We start from the raw sequence: 16,099 nt of genomic DNA on the forward strand, positions 1-16,099 counted from the left end.
ATCCGCCAATCCGCTTGAGGTTCTTTAGAACGAAAGACTTCGTCGCCAGCAGCGCCGCCGCCCTCGTTCAGTGAGGGGGCTTATAGAACTAACCCCTTTTCCAAGTCAACACACCTAGCCAAAGTTTTTTGACATTTTTGTAACAGGTTGATTCGGCTGGGGTTTTTGTCGGTGGTTATTATCCACAGGGCGGATTCCCGGGACAGATTCCTGGAAAATCCTTTACCGGCTGGTCAAAAATCGATCGGAAAGTCGTTCTCAACCCCGAAAGATCACGAAAAAACAGCGCCTTGAGCCGATTTATGGTTAACAGAGGATTAAACCGCCTCCGACCGGCGAGCTCTAAATTTCCGTCACAAATCAGCGGCTGACATTTCGGAACCTATCACCGACTTGGGTGTTTTCTTTCCCATTGAAGGAAGGAGACCGACATGGCTGCCAATACCGATGATATCAGAGCAACTGTCAGCAAGGACATCGCCGCACTCCAACAGGAAGTCTCGCGCCTGCAGAAGATGATTTCCGCTCAAGGCGCCGAAGCCTATTACGAAGTACGCGGCCGCGCCGGCAAGGCATACGACGAAGCCCTGCCCCGGGCAAAGAACGCCGTCGCCCAAATCAGGGCCGAAGGTGCGGCCGCCGCCGGCGCCGCCCGCGAGCATCCGACCGCAACGACCACTGCGCTGGCGCTTGCCGGCGCCATTGGCTTCCTCGCCGGATATCTGCTTTCCGGCAGTTCGCAGCCGCAGCCTCGCCACTGGTGGCGCTAAACAGACCACAGCCGCCCATAAACCCGTTCTTACGCACCCGCCGATCCGTTTTTCGGCAGGGTGCGTAAATGCTTATGTCTTACAAAAACCAATTTTTAATGTGAGCTATGGGAACATAAAAAACGAAGGGAGGATCATCATGGAAAACAAGAGGGCCAACTGCATCATCGAAGTCAGCGTCGACGGCGCCAATGGCCGTCACGCGGTCGGCATCATGAATATGCGCCAGGCACTCGACCTGCCGGAAATGCCAAGCCTTTCTTATACACATCCGGACCCGGTCAAGGCCGCCGCCGGTATTGTCGTCAGCCGCCAAGAACTGGCGGGCTTCATGGCCTGCCACTGAGGCAGCGTTACCCTGTCAAAGCCCTGACGGCGCTTTATCCCAAAGCGCCGAAATTGTTTTGCGGCGTCTTTTATTCCCCTCGTTTTTTTGTTCCGATTGCTGGCATCCTTGTGCCGTTCATGCCAAGAAACGGCATCATAAGCAGGACAAGGACGGCAGATGAGGGAGCGGCGCCCACCGCATAAGACGCGCGAGCGGACAAAGCCCGCCGATAACGCCGCGGCTAAGCGGGTGACCCTTCCCCGTGCCCTTTCCAAGCTCGGTTATTGCTCCCGCACCCAGGCCGAACGGCTGATTGCCGAAAACCGCGTTGCCGTCGACGGCCGGACGGTCAGCGAGACCTCGGCATGGGTCGATCTTAGCACTGCCAGGATCAGCATCGACGGCCTGGTCATCGCTGCCGAAGCGAAAATCTATCTGATGCTCAACAAGCCCCGCGGTCTCGTCACCACCCGCCACGATCCCGAAGGCAGGCCGACGGTATATGATTGCCTCAGGGATTTCGACATCCCGCATCTCTCTCCGGTCGGCCGGCTCGACAAGGCGAGCGAGGGCCTGCTGCTTTTCACCAACGACACCGAATTCGCTCAGATCCTGCTCGATCCGGTCACGCATCTGACGAAGACCTATCATGTCCAGATCGACGGCATCATGGACGACGAGGGCATTGCCGCAATGACATCGGGCATCCGCCACGACGGCGAGCTGCTGACGGCAACCGCCGCACGGCGCCTGCGCCAGGGCGACAGGAACTCGTGGATCGAGGTTGAGCTGGACGAGGGCCGCAACCGCCAGATCCGCCGCATGCTGGAAGCGCTCGGAAGCGAATGCCTGCGCCTCGTGCGCGTTGCAATCGGCGGGCTCGCACTCGGCGAACTGCCGAAAGGCGCGGTGCGTGCCCTGACAGAGACGGAATTGCAGGCATTGCGCCGGAAGGCCGGGATGGAAAAGGAGAGACGCAATTGACTGAAATGACGGAGATGGCGCCGCACGATTTCTGGCAGGAGATTCACCCGTCGGGCACCTTTGCCGATGATGGCGAGTTCACCTCCTTCTATGTCGCCGTTCTCGAAGACGGCCGCCAGCTTCGCCTGCCGATCCGCGCGCTGGCGGATGGCGATCACGCTCTCGCTTCGCTGATCGTCAACCAGGCGAGCTTCGCCGTTCTCGGTGCGCTCGCCGAAAGCCTCGCCGAAAAGATCAGGCCGATGCGCATCGATGTCGTCGCCGGTCTGCCGACCCTCGGCCTGACGCTGGCCGCCGCCGTGGCGCAAAAGCTCGGCCACAGCCGCTACGTCCCGCTCGGAACCTCACGCAAATTCTGGTATCGCGACGAGCTCTCCGTTGCCCTGTCCTCGATCACCACGCCGATGCAGCAGAAACGCCTCTATATCGATCCGCGCATGCTGCCGCTGCTCAAGGGACGGCGCGTCGCGCTGATCGACGATGTGATTTCCAGCGGCACCTCGATCGTCGCGGGCCTCAACCTGCTGACAGGCTGCGGCATCGAACCCGTCGTCATCGCCGCCGCCATGCTGCAATCGGAGCGCTGGCGCGAAAGCCTCGCGGCCGCTGGGCCGCAATGGACCACGCGCACCGTCGGCGTCTTCGCAACGCCTATTCTGGAGCGGAACGAAGCAGGCCGCTGGCAGGCACCATCGGCCAGACGCGGGACATGAGGATTGTTCTTCTTTGCTTGAGGGCGCCTCTGTCCAGCCTCGGCTTGACTTCCCCAGCAATAAAACTAGAGCAGGAAGTCTTCACCCAATAATCAAGGATAGTCGAGCGCCGTGCGAATTCTCTCCGAAGCCCATTTCCCCGAATTGCCGAACTATTATCGCGGCAAGGTGCGCGAGAATTACGATCTTCCGGACGGACGCCGTATCATAATCAGCACCGACCGGCTGAGCGCTTTCGACCGCATCCTTACCTGCATCCCCTATAAGGGCCAGGTCCTGACGCAGACAGCGCGCTTTTGGTTCGAGGCGACGAAGGACATCTGCCCCAACCACGTTCTCGACTATCCGGATGCGAATGTCGTCATCGGCAAGCGGCTCGACATCCTGCCGGTCGAGATCGTCGTGCGCGGTTATCTCGCCGGCACCACCGGTACCTCGATCCTGACGCTTTATAAAAAGGGTGAGCGCGAGATGTACGGCATGCGTCTGCCCGACGGCATGCGCGACAATCAGATCCTGCCCGAGCCCGTCATCACGCCGACCAGCAAGGAATTCGATGGCGGCCATGACGAGCCGCTGACGCCTGCCGAAATCGTCAGCCGCGGCCTTTTGAGCAAGGAGCAGTGGGACACTCTGTCGGGATATGCGCTCGCCCTTTTTGCGCGCGGCCAAGAAATGGCGGCCAAGCGCGGTCTGATCCTCGTCGACACCAAATATGAATTCGGCACCGATGGCGACGGCAACATCATTCTCGCTGACGAGATCCACACCCCCGATAGTAGCCGTTACTGGCTTGCCGAAAGCTACCCGGCAAGTTTTGCCGCCGGAAAACGTCCGGAAAGTTTCGACAAGGATTTCGTCCGCGCCTGGGTTGCCGAGCGCTGTGATCCCTATAAGGACGAGATCCCTGAAATTCCTGTCGAACTGATCGAGCAGACCTCGGCCGTCTATATCAAGGCTTACGAGGCGATTACCGGCGAGCGCTTTGTTCCCGACGATAGCGGCGAGACGCCGCTTGCCCGCGTGCGAGGCAGCCTCGCTCCCTATTTCCCTTGACATGGCGATACATGAAAGCTGCCAGGCCGAGCATTGGCTTGGCAGCCTCCGTCCAATCGCGCTAGCATCAGAAAAAAGGGGCATCAGGCTCGGCCGGGCGGGGGACAGATGACGAGAAGGCTGAGACGCAAGGCCGAGGAAACGCGGGAGGACATCCTCTCCATGGCAGAGATGCTGTTTCGTGAGCGCGGTTACCTCGCGGTGTCAATCGCCGATATCGCCAGTGCATTGCACATGTCACCCGCCAATGTCTTCAAGCATTTCCGTTCCAAGGTCGCGCTGGTCGATGCGATCGCCGGACGCCATCTCGACAATGCCACCGAGCGTTTCGCAGCCTTCGACCAGAATCTGCCGCCGAAGGAACAATTGCTCCGCTTCGTCCTGCGCCTGCTGGAAGGTCATCTGCAGGACATTCAGAAAAATCCTTACATCTTCGAAATGGTGCTTTCGACGATCGAGGCCAAACTCGAGGCCGGCAACCGTTATCGCGCCCGAATCGAGTTGAAGCTCGGCGAGATCATCCGCGAAGGTATCGCGGAGGGGCGTTATCATTGCCGCGATCCCGAGCGCGCCGCACACACCGTCGCAGACCTCCTGGCCTGCGTATTGCACCCCATCCTCATCGCCCGCGACGACAAGGAAACCCTCGTGCACCGCGCCGAGGATATCGTCGGCTTTGTCGATGCCGCACTGCAAAATAACGCTTGCTAAGTGACGATTGCTGACTTACGTCACTTCATAAAGCTTTTGTTAAATTCGGATAATGGCATTTGAAGCCAGATCAATCCTGACGCTTATATAAGCCTGCGCTCGGCCGGGCCGAGCCTGCGGATTGAACGCCGATTGCCACCGAACAGGGAATTCAGAATGATACGGCGTGCCCTCCTCCTCTCCACGGCCCTGGCGTTCGGCGCATTGCTCGCCGCCTGCAGCGACAATGCCGGCAAGCCCGCCGGCAATGCCGGTGCGGGCGCAGCACAACAGGCCTCGCCCGTCGGCGTGATCACCCTGAAAAAAGCCAGTTTCCCGATCACGACGATCCTTCCCGGCCGCGCCGAGACATTTCAGACAGCCGATATCCGGCCGCAGGTAAGCGGCCTCATCCGCGAGATCGCCTTTAAAGAAGGCGGCGAGATCAAGAAGGGCGACCTTCTCTACCAGATCGAGGATGCGCCCTATATCGCCGCAGTCGAGCAGGCCAAGGCGGCAATCTCCAAGGCGCAAGCCAGCGTGCCGAGCGCTGAAAGCAATCTCGACCGCTATCAGCGCCTCGTCGGCAGCGGCGCCACCCAGATCGAATTCGAAACAGCCAAGACGACGCTGCTCCAGGCCAAGGCCGAAGTCGAGTCGGCGAAGGCCGCACTTTCCGCCGCCCAGATCGACCTCGACCATACCAAGATCATCGCCCCCTTCGACGGCGTCATCGACCAGACGGCCTATAATGTCGGCAACGTCGTCTCGGCCAACCAGACGACGGCGCTGACGACGATCCGCCAGCTCGATCCGATCTACATCTCGCTGACGGAATCGAGCACCAACCTCTTGAAGCTGCGCGACGCGATGACCGCCGGCGACATCAAGGGTGCAGACAACGTCGCCTTCCACCTGATCCTCGAAGACGGCAAGGAATATAACCAGCAGGGCAAGCTCGACATGTCGAAGCAGGTGGTCAGCGAGACCACAGGCACCTTCATCATCCGCGTGCTCTTTCCCAATCCCGATCGCATCGTCCTGCCCGGCATGTATGTCCGGGCAACCGTCGAGCTTGGCGCCGAGGCCGGTTATGCATTGCCGCAGCTGGCGACGAGCCGTGACGCCAACGGCCGGCTGACGGCACAGTTCATTTCCGCCGAAGGCAAGGTCGAAACCCGTGCCTTCGAGAACAGTTCGCCCTCCAACAATTCCTGGCTCGTGACCGAAGGCATCAAGGACGGCGATCAGCTGATCGTCAGCGGCCTGCAATCGATCACATCAGGCATGCCGGTGAAACCGGTCCCGATGAAGATCAACGACAATGGCGTGGTCGTGGCTGCCGAGCAGCCAGCGGCCGGTGATGCTGAGAAGCCTGCAGCGAAATAATCGCTGAAGCCCCGCATCGTCACCGTCTCAGCCGCACAGGAACAACCGATGGCCAAGTTTTTCATCCGACGTCCGATTTTCGCCTGGGTCATTGCGATCACCATCATGCTCGCCGGCCTGCTGGCGATCTTCACGCTGTCGATCTCGCAATATCCCGACATCGCCCCGACGACGGTTCGCATCAACGCCACCTATCGCGGCGCCAGCGCCGAGACCGTCGAAAAATCGGTGACGACGATCATCGAGGATGGCATGACCGGCCTCGACGATCTCACATACATGACCTCAACCTCATCGACGGGCTCGGCCAGTATCCAGCTCACCTTCGGGACGAGCGCCGATCCCGATATCGCCCAGGTGCAGGTGCAGAACAAGCTGCAGCTGGTTCAGTCGCAGCTTCCAAGCGACGTCATCGATGCCGGCATCAGCGTCACCCGCTCGACCTCGAGCATCCTGCTCGTCGGCTCGCTGGTTTCGACCGACGGCAAGCGCAACTCGGTCGATCTCGGCAACATCATGTCGACCTCCATCGAGGATCAGATCCAGCGCCTGGAAGGCGTTGGCAGCATCAACGTCTTCGGTTCGGGATACGCCATGCGCGTCTGGCTCGATCCCTTCAAGCTCTTGAAATACCAGTTGACGCCGAGCGACGTCACATCAGCCATCCAGGCGCAGAACACCCAGGTCTCCGTTGGTTCGCTCGGCGCCCAGCCGGCGACCCCCGGCCAGCAGATCAACGTCACCATCACCGCCCAAAGCCAGCTGACCACCGTCGCCGACTTCGAGCACATCATCCTGAAGGTCGAAAAGGACGGCGCGACCGTGCGCCTGAGCGATGTCTCGCGCATCGAGATCGGTCAGGAAAGCTACGGCGGCGGTTCACGGTATAACGGCCAGCCGTCGACCGGTTTTGCCGTCAACCTGGCGATCGGCGCCAACGCCATCGATACCGCCGCCCGTGTGCGCTCCGCGCTCGAGGTCATCGGCCGCGGCCTGCCGGCAGGTGTCGCGATCACCTATCCCTACGACACCACGCCCTTCGTCGAGCTGTCGATCGAGAAGGTCGTCCATACCCTGATCGAGGCGATCGTGCTGGTTTTCGTCGTCCTCCTCATCTTCCTGCAGAACCTGCGGGCGACGCTGATCCCGACGATTGCGGTGCCCGTGGTTTTGCTCGGCACCTTCGGAGTGCTGGCGGTCACCGGCTACTCGATCAATACGTTGACGATGTTCGCCATGGTGCTAGCGATCGGCCTTCTTGTCGACGACGCCATCGTCGTCGTCGAAAACGTCGAACGCATCATGACCGAAGAGAAGCTCTCGCCACTTGAGGCGACGGAAAAATCGATGGGAGAGATCACCGGCGCCATTGTCGGCATCGCGCTCGTGCTGACTGCCGTCTTCATTCCGATGGCCTTCTTCGGCGGTTCGACCGGCATCATCTATCGCCAGTTCTCGATCACCATCGTCTCGGCCATGCTGCTGTCGGCGCTCGTCGCCCTGGTGCTGACGCCTGCACTTTGCGCCACGATGCTGAAGCCGGTCGGCGAACACAGGAAACACCGCGTCGGCGACTGGTTCAACCGCAACTTCACGCGCTCGACCAACGGCTATATCAGCGCCATCGGCTATCTGCTGAAGCGGCCGATCCGCGTCATGCTGGTCTTCCTCCTCGTCGGCGCCGGCTGCGCCTATCTCTTCACCCGTCTGCCGAGCTCCTTCCTGCCTCAGGAAGATCAGGGCGTGCTGTTGACCATCGTCACCACGCCGCCGGGCTCGACCACGCAGCAAACCCAGGCAGTCGTCGAGAAGGTTGAGAAATACTATCGTGAAAACGAGAAGGACGCCGTCGAATCCGTGTTCGGCGCGCTCGGCTTCGGCTTCAACGGTTCCGGCCAGAACAGCGCCATCGTCTTCACCAAGCTCAAGGATTTCGCACAGCGCACCGATCCGACGCTGAGCGCCCAGTCGGTCGTCAACCGCGCGTTGCGCAGCTTCTTTGCCATCCGCGAGGCGCAGGTCTTCGCGCTCCTGCCCCCGGCGATTCAGGGTCTCGGCGTATCGAGCGGCTTCTCCATGTATCTCGTCGACACCGGCGGCCACGGCAACGACGCCCTGACGGCCGCCTCCAAGCGGCTGATCCAGATGGGCAACACCTCGGGCAAGATCGTGGCGCTGCGCAGCAGCAACAAGGAAGTCGAGCCGCAGATGCGCATCGTGCTCGATCAGGAGAAGATCGGCGCTATGGGCGTCGACATCGCCTCGGTCAACTCGATGCTGTCGATCATCTTCACCGGCCGCGACGTCAACGACTTCACGCTGAACGGCGAGATCAAGCCAGTCTATGTTCAGGGCGATGCGCCCTTCCGCATGCAGCCGGATGATCTCGACCATTGGTACGCGCGCAACACTGCCGGTGAAATGGTACCCTTCTCCGCCTTTACCAAGACGGAGTGGGTGAAAGGCGCGCCATCGCTTGCCCGCTTCAACGCCGTCAGCGCCATTCCGCTCGACGGCGCTTCCGCACCCGGTGTCTCCTCCGGCGATGCGATGAACGAAATGGAAGCGCTGACGGAACAGCTCGGCGGCGGTTATACGGTCGCCTGGCAGGGCATCTCCTATCAGGAGCGCCTTTCCGGTTCGCAGGCGCCGATGCTCTACGCGATCTCGGTTCTCGTCGTCTTCCTGTGCCTGGCGGCACTTTACGAAAGCTGGTCGATCCCCTTCTCGGTGATCATGGCGGTACCCGTCGGCATTCTCGGGGCACTGGCGGCGGCAACGCTCTTCGGCCAGGCAAACGACGTCTATTTCAAGGTCGGCCTGCTCACCACCATAGGGCTGGCGGCGAAGAACGCGATTCTGATCGTCGAATTCGCCAAGGACCGTATGGAAAGCGGCATGGGGCTCTACGAAGCCACGCTGGAGGCGGCAAGATTGCGTCTGCGGCCGATCATCATGACCTCACTTGCCTTCATTCTCGGCGTTGTGCCGCTGGCGATCGCGACTGGCGCTGGCTCGGCGGCACAGAACGCCATCGGCATCGGCGTTCTCGGCGGCATGCTGGCGGCGACGATGCTCGGAATTTTCTTCGTACCGTCCTTTTTCGTTGTCATCCGACGTATCTTTGCCACACGCGGCAAAAATGCGGCAGGAGTGTGATATAAATGCACTGTGATAATGCTGTTCCGATTGCTACATTGCGCCCGACTGCTTCGGTGTGTGTTTTTGGTAACGAGGCGCGGCGCGCGTTAGTGAAGCATGAAGCTTCGGACAAGAATTGACTTGCTCGAGTACAGGATGAAATGAATGGTATCTCTTCGTTTTGCCACCCCGGCATTATTGTTATTGTTGTCGGGCTGCGTTGTTGGCCCGGATCATGTTCCTCCTGAAATGCCGCTGCCCGCCAAATTCGGAGAAGGCGGAACGAAGAGTGATGGTGATGTTGCTACCGCAGCCTGGTGGACCGCCTTCAACGATTCGAGGCTGAACGGCTACGTCAACGCGGGCCTTGAGCAGAACCTGACAGTCCAGCAGGCGATCGAACGCATCAATGCGGCCTCCGCCGCCGTCACCACCGCCGGAGCCGGCGGCCTGCCGAACCTGACGGTTGGCGCGTCGCACACGATCAGCGGTCAGAAGGGCGAACTGCGCACGCAACTCGACACGCGCAACACCAGCGCCGGCGACGTCCAGCTGAGCTGGCTGCTCGATCTCTTTGGCCTCTACAAGCGCAGCACGGAAAGCGCGCTCGCTTCGCTCGATTCCGCTTACGCATCGGCTGATGTCGCCAAGCTGACCCTCGTCCAGGACCTGGTCTCGAGCTATATCGACGTTCGCTACTATCAGCAGCGCCTGGCGCTTTCGAAGGCCAACCTGAAGTCTCGTCAGGAAACCTACGAACTGACCAAGTTCCAGCTTGAAGCCGGCGCCGCCTCGCGTCTCGACGTCGTTCAGGCCGAAGGCCTCGTACAGTCCACGCTCGCCGAAATTCCGGGTCTTGAAACCAACATCCGCATATCAGCCCATCACATCGCCACGCTGCTCGGCCTGCCGGCCTCGGCCCTCGTCGACGAACTGCTGAGGGGCGCCGGTCAGCCGGTGTTCCGCGGCGGCATCAACTCCGGCATCCCGGCCGATCTGATCCGCAACCGTCCCGACATCCGCGTCGCCGAGCGTGATCTCGCCGCCGCAACGGCCAATATCGGTGTTGCCCAGGCCCAGCTCTATCCGAGCATCTCGCTCAGCGGCTCGATCTCGCCATCCTACATCAACCAGCGCGGCGTCCACGGTGGCCTGACCCCCTGGTCCTTCGGTCCGACCCTCAACCTGCCGATCTTCGATGGCGGCCGCCTGCGCGCCAACGTCAAGTCGGCCCAGTCCGATGCCGCTACGGCCTACCTCAACTGGAAGTCGACGGTGCTGACCGCCGTCGAACAGGTCGAGAACGCGCTTGCGGCTGTCCGGCGCGACGCCCGTACGGTCGCCGCACTTCAGGCCCAGGTCAAGACCACCCAGGAAACCCTCGAGCTTTCCACCGCATCCTACAAGGACGGCGCCTCTTCACTGCTCGACGTTCTCGACGCGCAGCGCCAGGTTTCGCTGGCCCAGGCAAGCCTTGCCCAGTCCGTCCAACAGATGGCCAAGGACTACGTCTCGCTGAACATCGCAGTCGGCGGCGGCTATGCGCCCGGCGGCAAGACCACCGCACCCAATACCACAGCAGCGGTGAAGCCCGCCAAGAGCTGATCGGCGTTTGGCCCTTCTGAAAAGGCGGAGCCCCGCGATCGTCTCGCGGGGCTTTTTCGTTGCCGCCGAACTCTCCTCCAGCTAATTACACACAGGACGAATTTGGATTCGACAAGCTGAGATAGCTGAGGTAAGCCTTTGATTAAACGATTAATCAGAGCGCCTTCGATTATGGCTCCATCGCGTTCGGGACCAAATCTCAGCAGGATAGCGACGTCGCTCGGCGTCTCCGTCGCCACGGTCTCCAATGCGCTCTCTGGCAAGGGTCGGGTCTCCGGCCAATTGATCGAAAGAATCCGTGAACATGCAGCCGAGCTCGGCTATGTCCCAAGCCAGGCCGGCCGGGCGCTCAGGACCGGCCGCAGCGGCGTTCTCGGCCTGGTGCTACCCGATATCGCCAATCCGCTGTTCCCGAAGATCGCTCAGGCGATCGAATTCGCCGCCTCGGCTGCGGGTTACGGCGTGCTGATCGCCGATTCCCGCGGCGATATCGCCACCCAGACCGAAGCGATCGACCGTCTGGTCGAGCGTGGCGTCGATGGCATGATCGTCATTCCCCGCCGCGCCACCCGCATCTCGTCCACCTCCTGTCCGGTCGCCATCATCGACACTCCCTCGACGCCGGGCAACACAGTTTCCGCCGATCATTGGCAGGGCGGCCGCGAAATCGCCGGCCATCTCGCGGATCTCGGCCATCGCCACATCCTCATCATCGGCAACAATCAGGAATCCAGCGTTCAGAACGACCGCGTCGGCGGCATCCGCGCCGGCATGCGCCCGGGCATGCATTCCGAAACACTATGGATCGACAGGCTCGAGCAGGATGGCGGCAGGGGCTGCCCGCTCGGCCTTGCCGAAAAGGCCAGGCAGGGATTCACCGCTTTCGCAGCCCTTTCCGATTTGCAGGCGCTACGCGCGCTGACGGAGTTACAGCAGGGCGGCGTCAACGTTCCCGCCGATGTCAGCGTCACCGGCTTCGACGACCTCATCTGGTCGCCTGTTGTCACGCCGTCGCTGACGACGGTGCGGATGGACATGGATAGGATTGCCGGGATTGCCGTGTCGGCGCTGGTCGCTACGATAAGAGCAAACCGCATCCGGGAGGGCATGCTCGTTACCGCGGAGATCGAACGCGTTGCCATGCAGTTGATCGTCCGCCAATCATCCGGGCCTGCGAAGCCGGCACCAGAAACCTCAGAGCCGAAAACCTGAGAGATGGGGAACGTGTAAGATGAAAAAAGCTCCCATTGCCTCGGCAGTACTCCTGCTCGATACCATGCCCGGCCCAATCGAGACCGAGATCGATGTAGGCCTGCCGCCACACGGCGCGCTCGCCTGCGATCTACCAGTTGCCGACACGGCAAGTCTCAAACGGTTCGGATGAAATCATGGGCGTCTGGATCGACACGGACATGGGCTTCGACGACATCGCCGCCATTCTGGTGGTGGGACAGTCGGAATTCGAGATCGACGGCCTATCGCTGGTCTTCGGCAATACGCCGCTGCCGCAGGTAAGAATGAATGCCGCCGGCGCCGCCAGCGCCTTCGGCTGGAACTTCCCCATCCACACCGGTCGCGCCATGCCCGTTCTCGGCAAGCTTGAGACCGCTCAGGCGATCCTTGGGGAAACCGGCATCCCGACATCAGGCAAGAGCCTGCCGCAGGCACCCGCCCTTGCCGAAAGCGATGCCTTCACAGGGCTCTGCCGCTGGCTGGAACGCCAGGGCCAGCACCGCATCCTGGCGCTCGGCCCGCTCACCAACATCGCTGCCGTGGCGCTCGCCCGGCCTGATCTCGCCGCCCGCATCACCGAACTCGTCTGGATGGGCGGCGGCGTCACATCAGGCAACCATACGGCCTCCGCCGAGTTCAACGCACTTGCCGACCCGGAAGCGCTTTCGATCGTCATTGCCCACGGCCTGCCGCTGCGCATGGTCGATCTCGATCTCTGCCGCAAGGTGCTGGCAAGGCCCGAGGATGCCGAGCCGGTGCGCAATGCCGGCGGCGCCAATGCCGAGCTGATCGCGGATATGTTCTCAGGCTATATCCGCATCGCCACCAGCCGCGGCCGACCCGCCATGGCGATCTACGATCCCTCCGCCGCCGTCGCCTTCGTCGCCCCCGATATCGTCAGCTTCCGTCCCGCGCGCATCGACGTCGAGCTCCAGGGCGCCCTCACCCGTGGCCGCACTGTTGTCGAGACCCGCGCCACACATGCGAGTTTCAATGCCCAATTCGCCGCCGACATCGATGCTGACATGGCCCGTGTCATCATTCTGGCTGCCCTGGTCAACGAGGCCCGCAAATGAACGCCAGCCCTCGCCAGGAACCCGCCGACCTCAATGATCCCGCTTTGCGCGCCCGCGCCGTTACTGCTGCGCGCGGCGATGCCCCCTTCGACGTGCTGATCACCGGCGGCCGGTTGCTCGATGCGGTGACGGGCCTGATCCGCGAGGCCGATATCGGCCTTGTCGGTGCGCTGATCGCCAGTGTCCATGCGCCGGCAAGCCGAACGGATGCCGCCGAGATCATCGATGCGACGGGCAGCATCCTGACGCCCGGCCTGATCGACACGCACATGCATGTCGAAAGTTCGATGGTGACACCGGCCAAATATGCTAGTGCCGTTTTGGCGCGCGGCGTCACATCAATCGTCTGGGATCCGCATGAATTCGGCAACGTCCATGGTCTCGACGGCGTGCGCTGGGCGATCGAGGCCGCGCGTTCCCTGCCGCTGCGCATGATCCTGCTCGCCCCCTCCTGCGTGCCGTCTGCGCCGGGCCTGGAACTTGCCGGCGCCGATTTCGATGCAACCGTCGTCGCCGAAATGCTGCGCTCCTCGACAGTCGGCGGCGTCGCCGAGGTCATGAATATGCGCGGCGTCATCGACGGCGATCCACGCATGACTGATATCGTCAATGCCGGCCTTGCCGCCGGCAAGCTCGTCTGCGGCCACGCACGCGGCCTCGAAGGCGCCGATCTCAATGCCTTCATGGCATCAGGCATCACCTCCGACCATGAACTCACCTCCGGCGCCGATTTCCTCGCCAAGCTTTCCGCCGGCCTGACGATCGAGCTGCGCGGCTCTCACGATCATCTGTTGCGGGAATTCGTCGAGGTTCTGAACGGTCTCGGCCACCTGCCCCCGACCGTCACGCTCTGCACCGACGACGTTTTTCCCGATGAGCTTCAGGAAGGCGGCGGCCTCGACGACGTCGTCAGGCGCCTGGTGCGCTACGGCATGAAGCCGGACTGGGCGATCCGGGCCGCGACCTTCAACGCCGCACAGCGTCTGAAGCGTCCCGATCTCGGCCTTGTCGCCGCGGGCCGCCGGGCCGACATCGTGCTCTTCGAGGACCTTACGGATTTCCGGGCGCGGCTGGTCGTATCAGGCGGCCGCGTCGTCGCTCACAACGGCCGCATGCAGCGTGCCGTCCAACAGATTGATACGGCGCCGCTCGTCAATTCGGTGAAGTTGCCGCCGCTGACCGAGGATGATTTCCGCATTCCGGCGACGGGCGAGCATGTCCGTGTCGCCACCATCGACCGCCCACGCTTCACGCGATGGGGCGAGGTTGAAACCGAGGTGCGGGATGGTTTCGTCGTGCCGCCGGCCGGTAGCGCCATGATCGCCGTCGCCCATCGTCACGCCAAGGCCGACGGCACCCCGCGCGTCGGTTTCCTTACCGGCTGGGGCGAATGGCGCGGCGCCTTCTGCACCACCGTCTCGCATGACAGCCACAACCTCACCGTCTTCGGCGGCAATGCGCGCGACATGATGCTCGCCGCCAACGCCGTTATATCAGCCGGAGGCGGCATGGCGGTCGCCAAAGACGGTCGGATCGAAGCGCTCCTGCCGCTGCCGCTCTCCGGCCTGGTGACGGATGCAGCGCTTGAGGACACAGCCCTGGCCTTTACCGATATCCGCAAGGCCATGGACAAGATCGTCGACTGGAAACCGCCCTATCGGGTCTTCAAGGCCTGCTTCGGCGCCACTCTCGCCTGCAATGCCGGCCCGCACCAGACGGACCGAGGGATTGCCGATGTGGTGACGGGGAAAGTGATGGAGAGTCCGGTGCTGGAAGATTGGTAAGTCAAGACGCACAGATCATATGGCGAGGGCGTGCTGTGTGTAGCCCCAACACCAATCATACCTTCAACTCCCGCTCCACCAAGGCTACCCAGTAAGCCGCCCCGTATCCAAGCGCCCCATCGTTGAAATCATAAGCCGTATTGTGATGCAACGCCCCCTCCACCGCCGGCCCATTGCCGAGCCAGACGTAACAACCCGGCGCATTCTGCGCGAAGAAAGCGAAATCGTCGCCCGCCGTCGACGGCGGAAAGCTTGTCAGCACCTTTCCGCCGAACGCCGATCGGGCCGCTGCGAGCGCCCGCGCGGTCGCATCCGGATCATTGATGACAGGCGGAATCCGCCGCTCGAATGCATAGTCGACTGATATGCCGTACATAGAAGCAGTGCCATGCGCCAATCGGCCGATCTCGGTCTCCAATTGATCGCGCACCTCGGGCGAATAAGCTCGCGCCGTTCCGCCGATCTCGACCGTATCCGGAATGACGTTCAGCGCCTTCGGGTCACCTGCCTGCAAGGAGCAGGCGCTGACGACGGCCGGCTGCAGCGGATCGACCACCCGTCCGACGATCGTCTGCAGCGACGACAGGAAAGTGCCGGCGGCCGTGATCGAATCGCGGCCGAGATGTGGCTTGGCGCCGTGTGTGCCGGTCCCACGAAAGGTCGTGCGCCAGCTATCGGAGGAGGCAAGCTGCGGCCCCTCGACCACGGCGATCTCATCGACCGCAAGTCCTGGCATATTGTGCAATCCATAAACGGCATCGCAAGGAATAAGCCGAAACAGCCCCTCCTCGACCATGCGTCTGGCTCCGCCCCGCCCCTCTTCGGCGGGTTGGAAGATGAAATGCACCGTGCCGGAAAAATTCCGCGTCACCGCCAGATGCCGCGCGGCGCCAAGAAGCATTGCCGTATGTCCATCGTGCCCACAGGCGTGCATCTTGCCGGGCACGGTCGATTTATGGGGCCTCTCTACCAGCTCGGGCATGGCGAGCGCATCCATATCGGCGCGTAGCCCGATCCTGCGCGCGCCCCTCCCGACCTGCAACGTACCGACCACGCCGGTGCCGCCGAGGCCGCGATGCACGGTGATACCGGCATCATCGAGAAGCCTCGCGACGATGCCGGCGGTGCGCTCTTCCTCGAAACCAAGTTCGGGGTGGGCGTGCAGGTCGCGGCGCAAGGCCATGAGAAACGGCAGATCGTCCTCGATCCGGGCGGGAATGCTCATCGGGCGATGCTCCTGGGGCCTGGATATCCTGTCATGCGAAACGGGCGCCCAACCGGCGCCCGCCTCAGATCATCCGTTGTTTATCAAACAAGGCGCGAGTTCAAC

At 62.0% G+C, this 16,099-nt stretch carries 14 protein-coding genes; 13 read left to right on the plus strand and 1 reads right to left on the minus strand.

The genetic code is table 11. The annotated features are described in order from the left end of the window. Positions 1–431: 431 nt before the first annotated feature. The 13 genes from FHT79_RS21385 to FHT79_RS21445 all read left to right on the plus strand — a co-directional run bounded on the left by FHT79_RS21385 (position 432) and on the right by FHT79_RS21445 (position 14,769). The gene (locus FHT79_RS21385) at positions 432–770 is read left to right on the plus strand and encodes a hypothetical protein (protein ID WP_025570484.1); all 339 of its coding nucleotides are present in this window, start codon (positions 432–434) and stop codon (positions 768–770) included. A gap of 139 nt (positions 771–909) precedes the next feature. Beyond that, on the plus strand, positions 910–1,116 hold the full coding sequence (locus FHT79_RS21390; RefSeq protein ID WP_025570485.1) for a hypothetical protein: 207 nt from the start codon (positions 910–912) through the stop codon (positions 1,114–1,116). Positions 1,117–1,275: 159 nt separating this feature from the next. After that, positions 1,276–2,082, plus strand: coding sequence for a pseudouridine synthase (locus FHT79_RS21395; protein WP_025570613.1), 807 nt, complete (start codon positions 1,276–1,278; stop codon positions 2,080–2,082). Positions 2,083–2,087: 5 nt separating this feature from the next. Beyond that, positions 2,088–2,795 (plus strand): phosphoribosyltransferase, encoded by a 708-nt coding sequence (locus tag FHT79_RS21400; protein ID WP_281414615.1) that lies wholly within the window; start codon positions 2,088–2,090, stop codon positions 2,793–2,795. A gap of 111 nt (positions 2,796–2,906) precedes the next feature. Next, positions 2,907–3,851, plus strand: a complete 945-nt coding sequence (locus tag FHT79_RS21405) for a phosphoribosylaminoimidazolesuccinocarboxamide synthase (protein ID WP_025570609.1) — start codon at positions 2,907–2,909, stop codon at positions 3,849–3,851. 108 nt (positions 3,852–3,959) lie between these two features. Beyond that, positions 3,960–4,562: a TetR family transcriptional regulator gene (locus FHT79_RS21410; RefSeq protein ID WP_025570607.1), complete on the plus strand. Its 603-nt coding sequence runs from the start codon at positions 3,960–3,962 to the stop codon at positions 4,560–4,562. Between the two features lie 156 nt (positions 4,563–4,718). Continuing rightward, the gene (locus FHT79_RS21415; RefSeq protein ID WP_025570605.1) at positions 4,719–5,930 is read left to right on the plus strand and encodes an efflux RND transporter periplasmic adaptor subunit; all 1,212 of its coding nucleotides are present in this window, start codon (positions 4,719–4,721) and stop codon (positions 5,928–5,930) included. Between the two features lie 48 nt (positions 5,931–5,978). Further along, positions 5,979–9,089 (plus strand): efflux RND transporter permease subunit, encoded by a 3,111-nt coding sequence (locus tag FHT79_RS21420; protein WP_025570604.1) that lies wholly within the window; start codon positions 5,979–5,981, stop codon positions 9,087–9,089. Between the two features lie 147 nt (positions 9,090–9,236). After that, complete coding sequence (locus FHT79_RS21425; protein ID WP_029733030.1) at positions 9,237–10,676, plus strand: efflux transporter outer membrane subunit; 1,440 nt, start codon at positions 9,237–9,239, stop codon at positions 10,674–10,676. 171 nt (positions 10,677–10,847) lie between these two features. Continuing rightward, entirely contained in the window at positions 10,848–11,888 is a 1,041-nt protein-coding gene (locus FHT79_RS21430) for a LacI family DNA-binding transcriptional regulator (protein WP_029875872.1), read from the plus strand. Between the two features lie 19 nt (positions 11,889–11,907). Continuing rightward, a complete protein-coding gene (locus FHT79_RS21435) occupies positions 11,908–12,060 on the plus strand; it encodes a hypothetical protein (RefSeq protein ID WP_165932280.1) in 153 nt (50 codons plus the stop codon). A gap of 4 nt (positions 12,061–12,064) precedes the next feature. Beyond that, positions 12,065–12,985, plus strand: a complete 921-nt coding sequence (locus tag FHT79_RS21440; protein ID WP_025570667.1) for a nucleoside hydrolase — start codon at positions 12,065–12,067, stop codon at positions 12,983–12,985. Further along, the gene (locus FHT79_RS21445; RefSeq protein WP_183904055.1) at positions 12,982–14,769 is read left to right on the plus strand and encodes an adenine deaminase; all 1,788 of its coding nucleotides are present in this window, start codon (positions 12,982–12,984) and stop codon (positions 14,767–14,769) included. Before FHT79_RS21440 ends, FHT79_RS21445 begins: the two co-directional genes overlap by 4 nt. Before the next feature lie 55 nt (positions 14,770–14,824). Here the strand turns inward: FHT79_RS21445 and FHT79_RS21450 are convergent, their stop codons facing one another. Then, entirely contained in the window at positions 14,825–15,994 is a 1,170-nt protein-coding gene (locus FHT79_RS21450) for a M20 aminoacylase family protein (RefSeq protein ID WP_183904056.1), read from the minus strand. Positions 15,995–16,099: the final 105 nt, after the last annotated feature.

The organism is Rhizobium sp. BK212 (assembly GCF_014197475.1).
In the GTDB taxonomy this organism is placed as follows: domain Bacteria; phylum Pseudomonadota; class Alphaproteobacteria; order Rhizobiales; family Rhizobiaceae; genus Rhizobium; species Rhizobium anhuiense.